The sequence below is a fragment of the Siccirubricoccus soli genome (assembly GCF_024178315.1).
In the GTDB taxonomy this organism is placed as follows: domain Bacteria; phylum Pseudomonadota; class Alphaproteobacteria; order Acetobacterales; family Acetobacteraceae; genus Siccirubricoccus; species Siccirubricoccus soli.
The window spans coordinates 1-17,748 of the sequence record NZ_JAMZIK010000135.1 but is presented as its reverse complement, the minus strand read 5'-3'; the positions used below and the strand labels follow the sequence as shown (position 1 = coordinate 17,748).

General features: G+C 71.9%; 14 protein-coding genes. 10 read left to right on the top strand and 4 right to left on the bottom strand.

All coding sequences use genetic code 11. The annotated features are described in order from the left end of the window. Positions 1 to 159 precede the first annotated feature (159 nt). The 4 genes from NJ376_RS20440 (at position 160) to recJ (ending at position 5,826) form a co-directional block, all read left to right on the top strand. Positions 160 to 1,404: an LL-diaminopimelate aminotransferase gene (locus tag NJ376_RS20440; RefSeq protein ID WP_252955140.1), complete on the top strand. Its 1,245-nt coding sequence runs from the start codon at positions 160 to 162 to the stop codon at positions 1,402 to 1,404. After that, positions 1,401 to 2,693, top strand: coding sequence for a homoserine dehydrogenase (locus NJ376_RS20435; protein WP_252955139.1), 1,293 nt, complete (start codon positions 1,401 to 1,403; stop codon positions 2,691 to 2,693). Before NJ376_RS20440 ends, NJ376_RS20435 begins: the two co-directional genes overlap by 4 nt. Before the next feature lie 336 nt (positions 2,694 to 3,029). After that, the gene (gene glpX / locus NJ376_RS20430) at positions 3,030 to 4,025 is read left to right on the top strand and encodes a class II fructose-bisphosphatase (protein WP_252955138.1); all 996 of its coding nucleotides are present in this window, start codon (positions 3,030 to 3,032) and stop codon (positions 4,023 to 4,025) included. A gap of 112 nt (positions 4,026 to 4,137) precedes the next feature. Continuing rightward, complete coding sequence (gene recJ, locus NJ376_RS20425; protein ID WP_252955141.1) at positions 4,138 to 5,826, top strand: single-stranded-DNA-specific exonuclease RecJ; 1,689 nt, start codon at positions 4,138 to 4,140, stop codon at positions 5,824 to 5,826. Between the two features lie 181 nt (positions 5,827 to 6,007). Here recJ and NJ376_RS20420 read toward each other — a convergent pair whose 3' ends face one another. After that, positions 6,008 to 7,168, bottom strand: coding sequence for an MFS transporter (locus NJ376_RS20420; RefSeq protein WP_252955137.1), 1,161 nt, complete (start codon positions 7,166 to 7,168; stop codon positions 6,008 to 6,010). Between the two features lie 119 nt (positions 7,169 to 7,287). On the opposite strand from NJ376_RS20420, the gene NJ376_RS20415 reads away from it, so the two are divergent. The 5 genes from NJ376_RS20415 to NJ376_RS20395 all read left to right on the top strand — a co-directional run bounded on the left by NJ376_RS20415 (position 7,288) and on the right by NJ376_RS20395 (position 13,831). Beyond that, complete coding sequence (locus tag NJ376_RS20415) at positions 7,288 to 8,193, top strand: LysR family transcriptional regulator (protein WP_252955136.1); 906 nt, start codon at positions 7,288 to 7,290, stop codon at positions 8,191 to 8,193. A gap of 61 nt (positions 8,194 to 8,254) precedes the next feature. After that, positions 8,255 to 9,139, top strand: a complete 885-nt coding sequence (locus NJ376_RS20410) for a fumarylacetoacetate hydrolase family protein (RefSeq protein ID WP_252955135.1) — start codon at positions 8,255 to 8,257, stop codon at positions 9,137 to 9,139. Beyond that, positions 9,136 to 10,113, top strand: a complete 978-nt coding sequence (locus NJ376_RS20405; protein WP_252955134.1) for a Bug family tripartite tricarboxylate transporter substrate binding protein — start codon at positions 9,136 to 9,138, stop codon at positions 10,111 to 10,113. Before NJ376_RS20410 ends, NJ376_RS20405 begins: the two co-directional genes overlap by 4 nt. Before the next feature lie 131 nt (positions 10,114 to 10,244). Then, positions 10,245 to 11,432, top strand: coding sequence for a M20 family metallopeptidase (locus NJ376_RS20400; RefSeq protein WP_252955133.1), 1,188 nt, complete (start codon positions 10,245 to 10,247; stop codon positions 11,430 to 11,432). Between the two features lie 227 nt (positions 11,433 to 11,659). After that, positions 11,660 to 13,831, top strand: coding sequence for a malate synthase G (locus NJ376_RS20395; protein WP_252955132.1), 2,172 nt, complete (start codon positions 11,660 to 11,662; stop codon positions 13,829 to 13,831). A gap of 197 nt (positions 13,832 to 14,028) precedes the next feature. Here NJ376_RS20395 and NJ376_RS20390 read toward each other — a convergent pair whose 3' ends face one another. Next, complete coding sequence (locus tag NJ376_RS20390; RefSeq protein WP_370288488.1) at positions 14,029 to 14,886, bottom strand: metal ABC transporter permease; 858 nt, start codon at positions 14,884 to 14,886, stop codon at positions 14,029 to 14,031. Beyond that, the gene (locus NJ376_RS20385; RefSeq protein WP_252955130.1) at positions 14,883 to 15,653 is read right to left on the bottom strand and encodes a metal ABC transporter ATP-binding protein; all 771 of its coding nucleotides are present in this window, start codon (positions 15,651 to 15,653) and stop codon (positions 14,883 to 14,885) included. Before NJ376_RS20385 ends, NJ376_RS20390 begins: the two co-directional genes overlap by 4 nt. A gap of 284 nt (positions 15,654 to 15,937) precedes the next feature. Between NJ376_RS20385 and NJ376_RS20380 the strand changes: the two genes are divergently transcribed. Beyond that, complete coding sequence (locus tag NJ376_RS20380) at positions 15,938 to 16,567, top strand: PEP-CTERM sorting domain-containing protein (RefSeq protein ID WP_252955129.1); 630 nt, start codon at positions 15,938 to 15,940, stop codon at positions 16,565 to 16,567. Positions 16,568 to 16,883: 316 nt separating this feature from the next. Here NJ376_RS20380 and NJ376_RS20375 read toward each other — a convergent pair. Continuing rightward, positions 16,884 to 17,748: Bug family tripartite tricarboxylate transporter substrate binding protein (locus NJ376_RS20375; protein WP_252955128.1), on the bottom strand; the 865-nt coding region annotated here is incomplete at its 5' end.

Below are 17,748 nucleotides of genomic sequence, written 5' to 3'. Positions count from 1 at the left end.
CCCCGCCCTGCCGGAGGTGCCGGAGGAAGCGCCGGCGCCGCCGCCGGCCGAACTTCTCGCGCCCGCGCCTCGCAACCGTTAAGACCCTCGTCTATAGGGCCCATCCCCGGCATGGCCCATGGCCGGGGCAATCCTTCCGGAAACGCATTGGACACCCAGATGACCGAGGAATTCCACCGCATCCGCCGCCTGCCGCCCTATGTCTTCGCCGAGGTCAACGCGGCCAAGGCCAAGGCGCGCGCAGCGGCGGAGGACATCGTGGATCTCGGCATGGGCAACCCGGACAGCCCGACGCCGCCGCATATCGTCGCCAAGCTGATCGAGGCGGTGCAGGACCCGCGGACCCACCGCTACTCCACCTCCAAAGGCATCCCCGGGCTGCGCCGCGCGCTGGCCGGCTACTATGCCCGCCGCTTCGGGGTGAAGCTGGACCCGGAGACCGAGGTGGTGGCGACCCTCGGCAGCAAGGAGGGGCTGGCGAACCTGGCCCAGGCCATCGCCTCGCCGGGCGATACCATCCTGGTGCCGAACCCCTCCTACCCCATCCACCAATTCGGCTTCATCATCGCCGGCGCCTCGGTGCGCAGCCTGCCCTGCACGCCGGATGACGAGATGCTGGCGGCGATCGACCGCGCGGTGCGGCATTCCGTGCCGAAGCCGACCGCCGTCATCGTGAACTTCCCCTCCAACCCCACGGCGCATCTCGCTTCCATCGAGTTCTACCGCGACCTCGTCGCGCTCTGCCGGCGGCATGAGCTCTTCATCCTCTCGGACCTCGCCTATGCCGAGCTGTACTTCGGCAATGTGCCGCCGCCTTCGGTGCTGGAGGTGGAGGGGGCGAAGGACATCACGGTGGAGTTCACCTCGATGTCCAAGACCTACAACATGCCGGGCTGGCGCATGGGCTTCGCCGCCGGCAATCCGCGCCTGATCGCGGCGCTGGCGCGGGTGAAATCCTATCTGGACTACGGCGCCTTCACCCCCATCCAGGTGGCGGCGACGGCGGCGCTAAACGGGCCGCAGGAGATGGTGGCCGAGATGCGCACCCTGTACCGGGAGCGCCGCGACCTGCTGGTGAAGGGCCTGGCCGCGGCGGGTTGGCAGGCGCCGGTGCCGGAGGGCTCGATGTTCCTCTGGGCGCCGATCCCAGAGAAGTTCCGCCATCTCGGCAGCGTGGAGTTCAGCAAGCTGCTGCTGGCGCGGGCCAAGGTGGCGGTCGCCCCCGGCCTCGGCTTCGGCGAGCATGGCGACGGCCATGTGCGCATCGCGCTGGTCGAGAACAACCAGCGCATCCGCCAGGCGCTGCGCGGCATTCGCGCCTTCCTGCAGGGCGATAATGTTGGTCCCGCGCTGCAGGGCAGCGACGCCCCGGTGGAAGCGGAGAAGGAATCGGCTGTCCTATGAGCAAACCCCTCTCCATCGCGGTCGCCGGCCTGGGCACGGTCGGCGCCGGCGTCCTCAAGCTGCTGGAGGCGAATGCCGGGCTGATCGCGGCGCGGGCCGGGCGGCCGATCGTCGTCGGCGCCGTCTCCGCCCGGGACCGGACGCGCGATCGCGGTATCCGTCTGGAGACGCTCCGCTGGTATGACGACCCGGTGGCGCTGGCCGCCGACCCCGGCACCGATGTGGTGGTGGAGCTGATCGGCGGCAGCGAGGGGCCGGCCCGGGCGCTGGTGGAGGCGGCGATCGCCGCCGGCAAGCCCGTGGTGACCGCGAACAAGGCGCTGCTCGCGGTGCATGGCGCGGCGCTGGCGGAGCAGGCGGAGGCGCGCCGCGTCGCGCTGGCCTTCGAGGCGGCGGTGGCGGGTGGCATCCCGGCCATCAAGGGGCTGCGGGAAGGCCTGGCGGCCAACCGTCTCTCCCGCGTCGCCGGCATCCTGAACGGCACCTGCAACTACATCCTGACGGTGATGCGGGAGCAGGGACGCGAATTCGCCGAGGTGCTGGCCGAGGCGCAGAAGCTCGGCTACGCGGAAGCCGACCCGGCCTTCGACATCGACGGCATCGATGCGGCGCACAAGCTGGCCATCCTGGCGGCGCTGGCCTTCGGCCGGCCGGTGGATTTCGGCGCCGTGCATGTGGAGGGCATCCGCAACGTCACCGCCCTCGACATCGCACTCGCCGGCGAGCTGGGCTACCGCATCAAGCTGCTGGGCATCGCGGCGCGGACGCCGGGCGGCATCTCCACCCGGGTCCATCCCTGCATGGTGCCGGTGGCCGCGCCCATCGCGCGGGTGGATGGCGTGTTCAACGCCGTGGTGGCGGAGGGGGATTTCGTCGGCCGGGTGATGCTGGAAGGCCGCGGCGCCGGGGCGGGGCCGACGGCCAGCGCGGTGGTCGCCGACCTGATCGACCTGGCGCGCGGCCGCCACACCCCGGTCTGGGGCGCGGCGAACGGGGCGCTGGAGAGCGTGCCGGCCGAGCCGATGGAGCGGCATCGCGGCGCCTATTATCTGCGGCTGATGGTGCTGGACCGGCCGGGCGTCATCGCCGATGTCACCGGCATCCTGCGCGACCAGGCGATCAGCCTGGAATCCATGCTGCAGCGCGGCAGGGCGCCGGGCGAGGCGGTGCCGGTGGTGCTGACCACGCATGAATGCGAGGAGGCGCAGATGCGCGCCGCCATCACCCGCATCGCGGCGCTGGAGACGGTGCTGGAGACCCCGGCGCTCATCCGGATCGAGCCGCTGTAGGATCCCAGCCCTCCCCCGCTGGGGGAGGGGTGCGGGCTGGGCGGCCTTCTTCTTTCGGCAGCGAAGGCACTTCCGGCTGCCTCCGACGATGCCGAAGCCAACCGATGCCGCGGGGCATGGGGTTGTGGCCGTCAAGGATGCCGCGAGGCGGCATCGCGCCTAGCGCGGCGAAGTACCTGACACGTCCCGGGCCCCCATGACCGCCGCCGGGAATCGCTGGCGGTGCAGGGCGCGTCCGATCAACGCCGCACCAGCCTCCCAGGACCGTGCCTCTTCCTGCCGTTCCCCCCCGCCGAACCCCAAGCTATGCTCCCCCCGACAACTGGGGGACTTCGCATGGCCGAGTATGATCCCGCCGCCGGGCTGGTGGTTGACCGCAACCTGGCGCTCGAACTGGTCCGAGTGACCGAAGCCGCGGCCATCGCGGCCGCCCGCTGGATCGGCCGCGGCGACAAGAACGCCGCCGACGGCGCCGCGGTGGACGCCATGCGCAAGGCCTTCGACACCGTCGCCATCTCCGGCACCGTCGTCATCGGCGAGGGCGAGATGGACGAGGCGCCGATGCTCTATATCGGCGAGCAGATCGGCCTCGGCGGCCCCCAGGTCGATATCGCCGTGGACCCGCTGGAGGGCACCTCCATCACCGCCAAGGGCGGCAACAACGCCATCGCCACCGTGGCGCTGGCCGAGCGCGGCGGCTTCCTCCACGCCCCCGACATCTACATGGACAAGATCGCGGTCGGCCCCGGCCTGCCGGAGGGCATCGTCGATCTCGACGCCCCGGTGGAGGAGAATCTGCGCGAGCTGGCCCGCGCCAAGAAATGCGGCATCTCCGACCTCATGGTCTGCACCCTGGACCGCGACCGGCACAAGGAGATGATCAAGGCCTGCCGCGCCGCGGGCGCGCGCATCACCCTGCTGGGCGATGGCGACGTCTCCGGCGTCATCGCCGTCTCCCAGCCCGAGGCAGGGATCGATATCTATATGGGCTCCGGCGGCGCGCCGGAGGGCGTGCTGGCGGCGGCCGCGCTGCGCTGCATCGGCGGCCAGCTCCAGGGAAGGCTGATGTTCGAGAATGACGAGCAGATCACCCGCGCCAAGGAAATGGGCATCACCGACCCGCAGCGGAAATACAAGGTGGATGAGATGGCGGCGGGCAACGTCATGTTCGCCGCGACCGGCGTCACCAACGGCGCCATGCTGCGCGGCGTGCGCCGCACCGCCAGCGGCGCCGTCACCCATTCCATCGTCATGCGCAGCAAGTCCGGCACGGTGCGCTACGTGGAAGGCTTCCACAATTTCGCGCTGAAGCCGGCGGCCTTCGTTGCCTGAGGCCTCCCCGCCGGCGGGGGCGCGGGACATCTCACCGCCGGCGGCGCTCGGCGTCAGCCGCAGCGCTACCGGCCGCCGCTGGGTGTGGCGGGAGGGCGATGCCCGCACCGGCATGGCCATCGCCCAGCGGGCGAATCTGCCTGAGCTGCTGGGGCGGCTGCTCGCCGCGCGTGGCGTGGGGCCGGAGGCGGTGGGCGATTACCTGGAGCCCACGCTGCGCGCCCTGCTGCCGGACCCCTCCCTGCTGCGGGACATGGATGCGGCGGCAGAGCGGCTGGCGACGGCGGTGCGGCGGGGCGAGCGCATCGCCGTCTTTGGCGATTACGACGTGGACGGCGCCTCGGCCGGGGCGCTGATGGTGCATGCGCTGCGCCGCCTCGGCTGCCGCGTCAGCCACTACGTGCCGGACCGGCTGAAGGAGGGCTACGGCCCCAACCCCACCGCCATCCGCGCGCTGTGCGAGCGGGGCGCGACGCTCATCATCTGCGTCGATTGCGGCATCGCCGCCGCCGCGGCGCTGGCCGAGGCGGAAGGGCACGCCGATGTGGTGGTGCTGGACCACCACAAAGCGGAAGGGGCGGTGCCGCCCGTCGCCGCGGTGGTGAACCCCAACCGGCTGGACTGCAATTCCGGCCTGCGGCACCTCTGCGCTGCGGCGGTGGCCTTCCTCACCCTGGTCGCGCTGCACCGCACGCTGCGCCGGGCCGGGCATTTCGCCCAAACCCCGGAACCGCCGCTGCTCGACCTGCTGGACCTGGTGGCGCTGGCCACGGTCTGTGACGTCATGCCGCTCAGCGGTCTCAACCGCGCGTTGGTGGCGCAGGGGCTGAAGGTGATGGCGCGGCGCGGCCGGCCCGGCATCGCCGCACTGCTCGAGATCGGCCAAGTGCGGGACGTGCCGACGGCGCATTCCCTCGGTTTCGTGCTCGGTCCGCGGATCAACGCGGCGGGGCGGATCGACGAGCCGGATCTCGGCATGCGGCTGCTGCTCTGCGAGGACCCGATCGAGGCCCGCGCCATGGCGGAGCGGCTGGATGCGGTGAACAAGCGGCGGCAGGAGGTGGAGGCGGAGGTGCTGGGCGCCGCCTTCGCCGCGGCCGAGGCGCAGGCCGCCGCCGGCATGCCGGTGCTGCTGGTCTGCGGCGAGGGCTGGCATCCCGGCGTGGTCGGCATCGTCGCCGGGCGGGTGAAGGAGAAGTTCAACCGCCCCGCCTGCGTCGCGGGCATCGCCGGCGGCTTCGCCAAGGGCTCGGGGCGGTCGGTGCCGGGGCTCGATCTCGGCACCGCGGTGATCGCGGCGCGGCAGGCGGGGCTGCTGGAGACGGGGGGCGGCCATGCCATGGCCGCCGGCTTCAGCTTCCCGGTGGAGCGGCGGGAGGCGGTGCACGCCTTCCTGGCGGAGCGGCTGGCGGCCGCCACCGCCCTGCCGGGCGCCGCCGACCTGATGGTGGAGGGCAGCATGACGGTGCTCTCTGCCACGGCCGACCTGGCGCGGCAGGTGGAGCGGCTGGCGCCCTTCGGCGCCGGCAATGAGGAGCCGGTCTTCGCCCTGCCCCGGACGCGGGTGGTGCGGGCGGACCGGGTGGGCAAGGAAGGGGCGACGGTGCGCGCCTTCCTGGAGGGCGAGGATGGCGGGCGGCTGAAGGCCATCTGCTTCCGCGCCAAGGACGGGCCGCTGGCGGAGGCGCTGCTGGCCCGCAACGGGCAGCCCATCCACCTGGCGGGGCAGTTGCGGGCGGAGCGGTGGAACGACGATGTCTCCGCCTGCCTGCATGTGGTGGATGTCGCGCCGGTGATCTGAGGGAGGGCCCTGCCCTCCCCCAAACCCTTGCCAGGGGCCGAAAGGCCCTGGCCTCCTTGAACCCGCAGCTTCGGCCTGCGAGATCCAGCCTCACGGGACACGAAGGCTCCGCGGAGGCCCATCGCCCTTGGGGAGCACGGCCCCCCTGAGGGCGAGCGCGAGAGGGCTGTCGTGACCCCTCTCAGGCCACCGCCTGGCGCCGCGCCGCTTCGCGCCCCAGCCAGGCCAGCCCCAGCGCCGAGAGCGGCAGCAGCGCCGCCACCAGCGGCAATGCCGCCAGCCCCGGCCCATGCTCGATGGTGACCCCGCCCAGCCAGGCGCCCAGCGCATTGCCCAGGTTGAAGGCCGCGATGTTGAAGCTCGCCGCCAGGCTCTGCCCGGCGCCGGCGGCCTGTTGCAGCACCCAGCTCTGCAGCGGCGGCACGGTGGCGAAGCCCGCCGCCCCCAGCAGGAACACCGCGGCCACCGCGGTCACCGGGTTGGGCAGCGCCGCCGCCATGGCCAGCAGCACCGCCGCCAGTGCCGCCAGGGTGCCGAGCAGCGCCGGCATCAGCCCGCGATCCGCGAGCTTCCCGCCCAGCAGGTTGCCCAGCACCAGCCCGCCGCCGAACACCAGCAGCACCGGGGAGACAGCCGCATCCGACAGCCCGCTCACCCGCGTCAGCAGCGGCGCGACATAGGTGAACACCGCGAAGACGCCGGCGAAGCCCAGCACCGTGGTCAGGAAGCCGAGCAGCACCGGCAGCCGGCGCATCACCTCCAGGTCCCGCCGCCACTCGCCCGCGCCAGCCTCCGGCCGGTCGCGCGGTACCAGCAACGCGATCGCCGGCATCACCGCCAGGCCGATCGCCGTCACGGCCCAGAAGGTCGCGCGCCAGCCATGCGTCTGGCCCAGCCAGGTGCCGAAGGGTACGCCGAGGATATTCGCCAGGGTCAGCCCGGTGAACATGATGGCGATGGCGGAAGCCCGCTTGTCCGGCGCCACCAGCCCGGCCGCGACCACGGAACCGACGCCGAAGAAGGTGCCATGCGCGAAGGCCGTCAGCACCCGCGCCGCCATCAGCCAGCCATAGGAAGGCGCGACGGCGCAGGCGAGGTTGCCCAGGGTGAAGACCAGCATCAGCCCCAGCAGCACGTCGCGGCGGGAGAAGCGCGAAGTCGCCGCGGTGATGAGCGGCGCGCCGGCCACGACCCCGAGCGCATAGCCCGAGATCAGCGTGCCGGCGGCGGCGATGGAGATGCGGAGATCGGCCCCGATCTCGATCAGCAGGCCCATGACGACGAATTCGGTGACGCCGATGCCGAAGGCACCGGCGGTAAGCGCAAAGAGAGCGGGAGGCATGGGAATGGCTCCAAGGCTGAGGCCCCGGCCGGGCCGGGGCGGCTTGCCGCCGAAGATGGACCCGGCCCCATCCGTGACCTAGCCTCGCCGCGGAATAGCATCTGTGAGTTCAATTCACCATGGCACGGCCCGAAACCAACCGCGCGGCGGAGATGGAGGTCTTCGTCCGCGTCGTGCAGAGCGGCGGCTTCTCCGCCGCGGCCCGCACGCTCGGGCTCAGCCCCTCGGCCGTCAGCAAGCTGATGGCGCGGCTGGAGGCGCGGCTGGGCGCAAGGCTGCTCAGCCGCTCCACCCGCCGCCTGCAACTGACGCCGGAAGGGCTGACCTTCCATGACCGCGCGCTGCGCATCCTGGCCGACATCGCCGCGGCGGAGCGGGAAGCCGGGGCCGGGGCCGCGCCGCGCGGCCGGCTCAGGGTGAATTCCAGCGTGCCCTTCGGGATGCACCGGCTGCTGCCGCTGCTGCCCGGCTTCCTGGCCCGCTATCCGGAGGTGCAGGTGGACGTCGCCCTGACCGACCGGGTGGTGGACCTGCTGGAGGAACGGGCGGATGTCGCCATCCGCGTCGGCCCCCTGCGGGAATCCCGGCTGGTGGCAAGAAAGCTGGGAGAGACCCGGATGGTGGTGGTCGCCGCCCCCGCCTATCTCGACCGCCACGGCACCCCCCGCCGGCCGGAGGAGCTGGCGCGGCACAACCGCATCGGCTTCTGCTTCACCCGCACCGTGTCCGGGTGGCCCTTCGGGAAGCCGGGTGGCGGCACCTTGCTGCTGCCGCCGGAGGGCAATGCCCTGGTCAGCGATGGCGAGCAGCTCCGCCTCCTGGCCCTGGCGGGGCTCGGCCTGGGGCGGCTGGCGGCCTATCACGTCGCGCCGGACATCGCCGCCGGCCGGCTGGTGCCGGTGCTGGAGGAATGGAACCCGGGCGACAAGGAGGTGGTTTCCGCCGTCTTCATCGGCCCTGGCGGCGCGCTGCCGGCCCGGGTCCGGGCCTTCCTCGACGACCTGGCGGAGACGGTGCGGCTGTGATCCTGTTGCGCCGGGGTGGCCTCGCCCGGCAGAGTCCGGCCAGGACAGGGAGTGGTGCCGCATGCGGCTGGTAACCTTCAAATACGCCGAGAAGCTCGGCGTGCATCTTGGCGCGCTGCGCGAGGATGGCGCGGTGCTGGACCTGGCGGCGGCCGACCCGGCGCTGCAGGGCGGCAACATGCCGGCCTTCATCGCCGGCGGCACGGCGGCGCTGGAGCATGCGAGATCCGCCATGGCCAAGGCGCCGGTCGCCCAGGGCGCGGCGCTCTGCGCGCCGATCCCCCGGCCACCGAAGAACGTCTTCTGCGTCGGCAAGAACTACCATGAGCATGCGAAGGAATTCGCCGGCTCCGGCTTCGATGGCGGCGCCAAGGATGTGGTGCCGCCCTTCCCCGTGGTGTTCTCCAAGCCGCATACCAGCATCATCGCACCGGGGGAGAAGATCCTCTCCGCGCTCGATCCCACCGGCGGGCTGGATTACGAAGGCGAGCTGGCAGTGGTCATCGGCCGCCGCGGCCGGGGCATCGGCAAGGCCGAGGCCATGCAGCACGTGTTCGGCTACACCATCGTCAACGACGTCACCGCCCGGCACCTGCAGAAGCGGCACAGCCAATGGGTACTCGGCAAGGGGCTCGACACCTTCTGCCCGATGGGCCCGGCCATCCTGACGGCGGATGCGGTGCCGGACCCGAAGGCGCTGCGGTTGACGGCGCATGTGAATGGCGAGAAGCGGCAGGATGCGCTGGTCGCCGACCTCATCTTCGACATCCCGGCGCTGATCGAGGCGATCTCCGCCGGCATCACGCTGGAGCCGGGCGACGTGATCGCCACCGGCACCCCGGTCGGCGTCGGCATCGGCTTCACCCCGCCGAGATTCCTGAAGGCCGGCGATGTCGTGCGCATCGAGGTGACCGGCATCGGCGTGCTGGAGAATCCGGTGGCATGAGACGGCGCAGCATCATCGGCCTCGGCGCCGCAGCCACCTCTGCGCTGCTGCGCCCGGCCCGGGCGCAGGCGGAATTCCCCTCCCGCGCCGTCACCATGCTGGTGGCGTTTCCGCCCGGTGGCCAGGGCGATGTGGTGGCGCGCCCGGTCGCCGCCGGGCTGGAGCGGCTGTGGCGCGTGCCGGTGCCGGTGGTGAACCGCGCCGGGGCGGCGGGCGAGATCGGCTACGCCGCCGTCGCCCGGGCGGCGCCGGATGGCTACACGCTGCTGATGGGCCTTTCCTCCCTCGCCGTGCTGCCGGAGGCGGCGCGGCTCTTCGGCCGGACCCCGGCCTATGAGGTGGACCAGCTCACCCCCATCGCGCTCTTCACCGCCGACCCCACGCTGCTGGCCGTCCCGGCCAACGCGCCCTGGCGGACGCTGGAGGAGTTCATCGCCGACGCCAAGGCGCGGCCGGGGGCGATTCCCTATTCCTCCTCCGGCCTCTATTCGGCGCTGCACGTGCCGATGGCCATGCTGACCTCGGCCGCGGGCATCGACCTGCTGCATGTCCCCTTCCAGGGCGGCGGGCCGGCGATGACGGCGATCGTCAGCGGCCAGGTGCAGGCGCTCGCCTCCGGCCCCGGCCCGCTGACGCCGCATGTGCGGGACGGCCGGCTGCGCGTGCTGGCAAGCTGGGGGGCGCGGCGCATCCCGGGCTTCGAGGAGGTGCCGACGCTGCGCGAGCGCGGCTTCCCGGAAGCCGAGTTCTACATCTGGGCCGGCGCCTTCGCCCCTGCCGGCACGCCGCCCGCGGTGCTGGCGCGGCTGCGGGAGGGCATGGCGCAGGCGGCGCGCGACCCGGAGGTGCAGAAGGCGCTTGCCGCCTCCGGCAACAACCTCGGCTATCTGGATGGCGAGGCCTTCGCCGAATTCTTCCAGGCCGATGCGGCGCGGCTGCGGCGGGCGGTGCAGCGGATCGGCAAGGTCGAGTAAGGGCAGGCGCGAGAGCCCCGTTTCCCGCCGAGGGCCGGCGGATCCTTCCGGATCCGGGTTCCGCCGCCAGGCCCTTGCCCGCGCCGCCGGCCGGGGACAGGCTACGCCCTTCCGAACTCTACGAGGCCCCGATGACTGCCGACGCCCCCGACTCCGCCATCACCGCCTGGCTCGCCACCCAACAGGAAGCGATGCTGAAGGTGCTGGAAGAGATGGTGAACACCGATGGCGGCAGCTACGACAAGCCAGGCGTCGATGCGGTGGGCGCCATCGTGCAGCGCTTCATGGCGGAGCACGGCATCCCGGTGGAGGTGGTGCAGCGGGAGAAGTATGGCGACTGCCTGAAGGCCCGCGTCGAGGGCGACAACGCGCTGGCCAGCGGCAACCAGCAGCAGCACATCGTGCTGATGGGCCACCGCGACACCGTCTTCCCGAAGGGCGAGCCGACCCGCCGGCCCTTCACCGTCAAGGACGGCATCGCCTATGGCCCCGGCGTCGCCGACATGAAGGCCGGACTGGTGATGAACATGTTCGTCCTGGCCGCCTTCAAGAAATTCGGTGGCGCGCCCGGGCCGCTGCTCGGCCTCTTCACCGGCGATGAGGAGATCGGCAGCCCGGAGGGCCGCGAGGTGATCGAGGCGGCGGCCCGCGAGGCGCGGGTGGTGTTCAACAGCGAGCCGGGCCGGCCGAATGGCGGCGTCGTCACCGGACGCAAGGGCGGCGTCTTCTCCATCTTCGAGATCGAGGGCAAGGCGGCGCATTCCGGCGGCAATTTCGAGGCCGGCATCAGCGCCATCGAGGAGCTGGCGCGGAAGATCCAGGCGATCCATGCGCTGACCGATCTCCAGCGCGGCATCACCCTGAATGTCGGGCTGGTCTCCGGCGGGCAGAGCGTGAACACGGTGGCGCCCTGGGCGCAGGGGCAGATCGACCTGCGCTATGTCGAGCCCGCCGACCGCGACGAGGTGATGACCAAGATCGAGGCCATCATCGCCAAGAGCTTCGTGCCGGGGACCAAGGCGAAGCTCACCATCCGCGGCGAATTCCTGCCGCTGACCCAGAGCCCGGCGGCGGCGAAGCTGTTCGAGATGTACAGGGGCGCGGCAAGCGAGAGCGGCTTGGCCATCACCGGGGAGTTCAGCGGCGGCTGCGCCGATTCCGGCTTCACCGCCGCAGTGGGCGCGCCGACCATCTGCGCCGTCGGCCCGGTCGGCGGCAAGGCGCACAGCCCGGAGGAGTATCTGGAGGTCGCGAGCCTAGTGCCGCGCGCCCAGGCGGCGGCGCGGGCGATCCTGCGGCTGGAGCAGGCGGGGCTCTAGCCTCCGCTGGGGGGCGGAGGGCCGAAGCCGGGGGCCTTCCGGACCTCCCGGAATCCCACTAGACCGATGGCGGCCTGACCGTGTCGGGCCGCTACGGCCCAACCGTAGCCGAGCCGGCGGTCCACGGCCCGGCAGGCCTGCTTATGGCGGGCCGGCCGGGGCGGATCGCAGGCCAGGATAGTCACCGTCCGGCCGGGATGGGCCGGGCCAAGCCAGGAGGCGCGCGCATGGTGGAACGGGTCGAGGTTGCGGGGCTGAGCGTCGCGCGCGAGCTGCGCGACTTCATCGACACCGAGGCGCTGCCCGGCACCGGCGTGACGCCGGAGCGCTTCTGGTCCTCCTACGCCGCCATCCTGGGCGAGCTGGGCCCGGCGAATGCCGCGCTGTTGAAGAAGCGCGACGAGTTGCAGGCGAAGATCGATGCCTGGCACCGCGCGCACCCGGCGAAGCCCATCGATGCCGGCGCCTATACCGCCTTCCTGAAGGAGATCGGCTACCTGGTGCCCGAGGGGCCGGACTTCCAGGTCGGCACCACCAATGTCGATGCGGAGTTCGGCAGCATCGCCGGGCCGCAGCTCGTCGTCCCCGTCTCCAACGCCCGCTACGCATTGAACGCCGCCAATGCTCGCTGGGGCAGCCTGTATGACGCGCTCTACGGCACGGATGCGATCCCGGAGGATGACGGCGCGACGCGCGGCCGCGGCTACAACCCGGTGCGCGGCAGGAAGGTGATCGACTACGCCCGCGGCGTGCTCGACCAGATCGCGCCGCTGGCCGGCGGCGTCTCCCACGCCCAGGCGGCATCCTACGCCATCAGCGCCGGCGCGCTGGCCGTGACGCTGCAGGACGGCAAGGTGGCGGGGCTGGCCCAGCCCGGCCAATGCGTCGGCTACCAGGGCGAGGCGGCGTCGCCTTCCGCCATCCTCTTCACCCATCACGGGCTGCATGCCGAGCTGGTGATCGATCGCGGCCACCCGATCGGCAAGGACGACCCTGCCGGCATCGCCGATCTGGTGCTGGAGGCGGCCGTCACCACCATCGTCGATTGCGAGGACAGCGTCGCGGCCGTGGATGCCGAGGACAAGGTGCTGGTCTACCGCAACTGGCTGGGCCTGATGAAGGGCACGCTGGAGGCGAGCTTCGAGAAGGGCGGCAAGACGCTGATCCGCAAGCTGAATGCGGACCGCACCTACCTCACGCCCGGCGGCGGCGCGGTGACGCTGCATGGCCGCTCCGTCATGCTGGTGCGCAATGTCGGCCACCACATGATGACCGATGCGGTGACGCTGAAGGGTGCCGAGACGCCGGAGACGATCCTCGACGCCATGTGCACCGTGGCGATCGCGCTGCACGATCTGCGGGGCCCCGGCAAAGGCCGCAACTCCCGCGCCGGCAGCGTCTATATCGTGAAGCCGAAGATGCACGGGCCGGAGGAAGTGGCCTGGGCGGATACGCTCTTCGCCCGCGTGGAGGATGCCTTCGGCCTGCCGCGCGCCACGCTGAAGATGGGCATCATGGATGAGGAGCGCCGCACCACGGTGAACCTCAAGGAATGCATCCGGGCGGCGAAGGACCGGGTGGCCTTCATCAATACCGGCTTCCTCGACCGCACCGGCGACGAGATCCATACCTCCATGGAAGCCGGGGCGGTGCTGCGCAAGAACGACATGCGCGGCACGGTCTGGATCAAGGCCTATGAGGAGTGGAACGTCGATATCGGCCTGCTCTGCGGGCTGCGCGGCCGGGCACAGATCGGCAAGGGCATGTGGGCGGCGCCGGACGCCATGGCGGCGATGCTGGAGCAGAAGGTGGGGCACCCCAAGGCCGGCGCGAACACCGCCTGGGTCCCCTCCCCCACCGCCGCCACGCTGCATGCGCTGCACTACCACCAGGTGGATGTCGCGGCGCGGCAGGAGGAGATCGCCCAGGGCGGCCGCCGCGCCAAGGTGGAGGAGATCCTGACCGTTCCCCTCGCCGCCAACACCAACTGGTCGCCGGCCGATGTGCAGGCGGAGCTGGACAACAATGCCCAGGGCATCCTGGGCTATGTCGTCCGCTGGGTGGATCAGGGCGTCGGCTGCTCCAAGGTGCCGGACATCAACAATGTCGGGCTGATGGAGGACCGCGCGACCTTGCGCATCTCGGCCCAGCACATCGCCAACTGGCTGCGCCACGGCATCACTACGGACGCGCAGGTGGAGGAGACGCTGCGCCGCATGGCGGCGGTGGTGGACAAGCAGAATGCGGAGGATCCGGCCTATACGCCGATGGCTCCCGGCTTCGACGGCCCGGCCTTCCTCGCGGCGCGGGAACTGATCTTCTCCGGGCGCGAGCAGCCGAACGGCTACACCGAATTCGTGCTGCACGCACGGCGCCGGGAAGCCAAGGCGAAGGACTGAGGACGGGGTGGTGGCTCTGCCCCCACGCCCCTGCCGGGGGTGATCACCCCCGGACCGCAGTGTGAGTCCGGGAGAGGTTCAACTCACGGATCGAAAACCCGGACCGGGTCCGGGGAGGAGTATCCTCCCCGGCGGGGGGGGGGTGGCGGCACTGCCGCCAACGGGCAGAGCCCCCTGCCAGAGAGCGCCTGCCGGCGCTACCCCTCCAGATGCCGCCGCCGCAGCCGGGCGATGAACCCTTCCACCGGCCCGAACAGCACGGAGAGCGCCCAGAGCCCTCCCGCCGCCAGCACCACGGCCGGGCCGGCCGGCAGGTCGGCGTGGAAGGAGAGCAGCAGCCCGCCGAATGAGGCCAGCACGGCCAGCCCGACCGCGGCATAGACCATGCCGCCGACCTGCCGCGCCCAATGCCGCGCGGCGATCGCCGGCAGCATCATCAGCCCCACCGCCATCAGCGTGCCGAGCGCCTGGAAGGCCGCCAGCAGGTTCAGCACCACCAGCGCCAGGAAGAAAAGGTGCCAGGCCGCCCCGCGCGCGCCCACCGCCTGGGCGAAGCCGGGGTCGAAGCACTCCAGCACCAGGGGCCGCCAGGCCAGGGCCAGCGCCGGCAGGGTGAGGGTGGCGGCGCCCGCCATCAGCAGCAGCGCTGAATCATCGACGCCGAGGACGCTGCCGAAGAGCAGGCTGGTCAGCTCCACCGCCCCGCCGCGCCAGGAGATCAGCGCCACCCCCGCCGCCAGCGCCACCAGGTAGAGGGCGGCGAGCGAGGCGTCCTCCCGCCCCCCGGTGGCGCGGGAGAGCGCCCCCGCCCCGACCGCGACGGCGAGGCCCGCCACCAGCCCGCCCGCCGCCATGGCCGGCACGGACAGCCCCGCCACCAGGAAGCCTGCGGCGACGCCGGGCAGGATGCCATGCGCCAGCACATCGGCGGTCAGCGACATGCGCCGCAGCACGAGGAAGACGCCGAGCGGCGGCGCCGCCAGGGAGAGGGCGAGGCAGCCTACCAAGGCGCGGCGCAGGAAGCCGTAATCGAGAAAGGGGTCGAGCAGGATCAGGCGGCGTCCGGGCGGGTGCAGGGGCCGGCCTCGGGATCCCAGGCCTCGGTCATCATCCGGGCGCGCAGCCGGTTGGCGGCGGTCAGCACCTCGGCGGTCGGGCCCCAGCCCAGGCAGTCGCGGGCCAGCAGCAGGGTCTCGGGGAAGTCGCGGCGCACCAAGTCCAGGTCGTGCAGCACGGCGATGACGGTGCGGCCCTCGCCATGCCAGCGATGCACCATGGCCAGCAGCTCCGCCGCGGTGCGGGCATCCAGGGCGTTGAAGGGCTCGTCCAGCAGGATCACCGGGGCATCCTGCAGCAGCAGCCGGGCGAAGAGCAGGCGCTGGAACTGGCCGGCGGAGAGGCTGCCGACCGGCCGCGCCTCGAACCCCTCCAGCCCGATCGCGGCCAGCGCCTCGCGCGCCTTCGCCCGCCCGGCGGCGCCGATGGCGCGGAAGCCGCCCGTGTCGGCCCAGAGGCCGAACATCACCACATCCAGGCAGGTGATGGGGAAGGCACGGTCGAGCGCGGTCGCCTGCGGCAGCAGTGCCACCCGGCCGGCGGCGCCCTCGATGCGGCCATGGTCCGGCCGGTGCAGCCCGGCCAAGGTGCGCAGCAGGGTGCTCTTCCCCGCGCCGTTGGGCCCGACCACGGCGGTGAGACTGCCCGGCGCGAAGCGGCCGTTCAGGTGGTGCACCGCGGGGCGGCGCTGATAGGAACAGGTGAGGTCGGCGAGGCGGATCTCCGGCACCGCCACGCCCGCTCCGCCCTGGCCCCGCCCGCTCATGCCGCCAGCGCCCAGGCAGTGGCAAGCCAGAGCAGCGCGAGCAGCACCGCCGCCAGGCCAAGCCGCGCGGCGGCGCCCGAGGCGAGGGCAAGAGGGTCCTGGAACGGCAGCATCGTCGTTATCTTATAACGTACGGCCGGCCGGACGCAACGGGCGAGGGTCGCGCGAAAGCCGTCAGAGGAATTTACACAATCGCGATCATAAATGCATTTGCTTAGCAAAGCCAACGCATAAGCGCCTGGCACAAGCATTGCTACCGTCGGCGTATCCTCGGAGATACGCTTATGCGTCGAGTTCTTCTTGCCACGCTCGCCATGATGGCAGGCGCCGCGCCGCAGGTCTCGCAGGCGGCCGTGACCGTCTATGACAACCGCATCGCCCATGAGGCCGCCCTTGCCGGGGCCGGTTTCCACAATGGCGTGAGCCAGACCTATGACGGCATCACCACCGCGGACAATCCGACCGACATCGTCGGCACCACCGTCGGCGGCATCGCCTACGGCACGGCGGGGCAGGTGGCCAGCGTCGTGGAGTACGTCGCCGAGGACGCCCTCTCGATGTTCAACTTCGGCACCGGCGCAGTTCTCTACAGCGGCTGGTTCGACGAGGAACTGACGCTCAGCGTTCCCAAGACCTTCGGCTTCAGCGCCCTGTTCGCCACCGTCTTCGACCCCGGCAGCGTCATCCGGATCACGATCAACGGCGAAACCCAGACCGTGCAGACCAATGGCGACGGTACCCTGGCCTTCCATGGCTTCCTGTCCGACACGCCCTTCACCACCATCACCATCGCCGGGATCGACTCCGCGCTCATCACGCTGGACGACCTGACGCTGGCGGTGCCGGAGCCGGCCTCCCTGGTGCTGCTCGGCGCCGCGCTGCTCGGCCTCGGCGTCACCCGCCGCCGCCGCTGATCCCTTCCCCGCCGCCGATAAGCGGCCGCTGCCACCCGGCAGCGGCCCTTTTCTTTCATGGCACAACGCAACCCATGCGTGCGACAGGGGCCGCGCCCACCGCGGCAGTGTCAGAAATCTTTACACGCGAGTTGCACCATGAGCGCGCTGCGCCAGGTTTGGATGGACGGGGTGCCGCCGCATCGGGCGGCGAGCCCCTTCCGCCCTGCCCGGCCCGGAACCTCCCGGCATCTCAGGCGGGGCACGGCGCGCCAGGCTCACGGCATGCCGGCGCGCCCCCGTGGGCCGGCAACGCCGGCATGGCGTGCGGCGCCGGTCAGCCCGGCTCGATTCCGGCCTCCTTGGCGCGGGCGGTCAGCTCCCGGATCTGACCGCCGAGGAAGGTGGTGAACCATTCCGGCGCTTCGGGCCGCGGCACATAGCCGAGCCGCGCCACGCGCTCCGCGAATTCCGGCTGGCGCAGCACCTTGTTCATCGCCGCATTGGCCTTCGCCACCACCGGCGCCGGCGTGCCGGCCGGGGCGGACATGCCGAACCAGAAGGTGAAGCCGTAGCCCGGCAGCGTCTCCGCCGCCGCTGGCACATCTGGCAGCAAGGAGAAGCGCTGCGGCGAGGTGACGGCGAGCGCCCGCACCTTGCCCTCGCGGATCTGCGGCGCGCCGGCCGGGATGTCCGTCCAGGTGCTGTCGATCCGCCCGGCGATGACATCGGTCAGCGCCTCCGGCCCGCCGCGATAGGGCACCGCCGTCATCTCCACGCCCGCCATCCGCGCCATGGTGGCGGAGGCGATCAGCGCGCTGGAATTGCCGTGGCTGAAGGTGAGCTGCCCGGGCCGCTGCTTCGCCAGGGCCAGCAGCCCCGCCACGTCGCGCGCCGGGGAGTTGGCCGGCACCACCAGGATGTAGGCCGTCTCCGCCACATAGCCGATCGGGGTGAAATCCTTCAGCGGGTCATAGGGCAGGCGCGGCACGGTGTAGGTGTTCAGCGCGCCGTTGGTCACGCTCAGCACGCACCAGGTATGGCCGTCCGCCGGGCTGCGGGCGGCGCTTTCCGTGCCCACCACGCCATTGCCGCCAGGGCGGTTGTCGATGATGACCGGCTGGCCGAGCTCGCGCGAGAGCGGCTCCGACAGGTGGCGCATCAGCGTGTCCGTCACGCTGCCGGCGGGGAAGGCGACGACC

Bases quoted from the DNA above. Each gene is read 5' to 3' on its own strand.
- recJ (WP_252955141.1), top strand. From the start codon at position 4,138: ATGGCCATCGCCCAGCGGGCGAATCTGCCTGAGCTGCTGGGGCGGCTG.
- NJ376_RS20410 (WP_252955135.1), top strand. From the start codon at position 8,255: ATGCGGCTGGTAACCTTCAAATACGCCGAGAAGCTCGGCGTGCATCTT.
- NJ376_RS20420 (WP_252955137.1), bottom strand. From the start codon at position 7,168: ATGCCTCCCGCTCTCTTTGCGCTTACCGCCGGTGCCTTCGGCATCGGC.
- NJ376_RS20415 (WP_252955136.1), top strand. From the start codon at position 7,288: ATGGCACGGCCCGAAACCAACCGCGCGGCGGAGATGGAGGTCTTCGTC.
- NJ376_RS20400 (WP_252955133.1), top strand. From the start codon at position 10,245: ATGACTGCCGACGCCCCCGACTCCGCCATCACCGCCTGGCTCGCCACC.
- NJ376_RS20380 (WP_252955129.1), top strand. From the start codon at position 15,938: ATGCGTCGAGTTCTTCTTGCCACGCTCGCCATGATGGCAGGCGCCGCG.
- NJ376_RS20395 (WP_252955132.1), top strand. From the start codon at position 11,660: ATGGTGGAACGGGTCGAGGTTGCGGGGCTGAGCGTCGCGCGCGAGCTG.
- NJ376_RS20385 (WP_252955130.1), bottom strand. From the start codon at position 15,653: ATGAGCGGGCGGGGCCAGGGCGGAGCGGGCGTGGCGGTGCCGGAGATC.
- NJ376_RS20440 (WP_252955140.1), top strand. From the start codon at position 160: ATGACCGAGGAATTCCACCGCATCCGCCGCCTGCCGCCCTATGTCTTC.
- NJ376_RS20435 (WP_252955139.1), top strand. From the start codon at position 1,401: ATGAGCAAACCCCTCTCCATCGCGGTCGCCGGCCTGGGCACGGTCGGC.
- NJ376_RS20405 (WP_252955134.1), top strand. From the start codon at position 9,136: ATGAGACGGCGCAGCATCATCGGCCTCGGCGCCGCAGCCACCTCTGCG.
- glpX (WP_252955138.1), top strand. From the start codon at position 3,030: ATGGCCGAGTATGATCCCGCCGCCGGGCTGGTGGTTGACCGCAACCTG.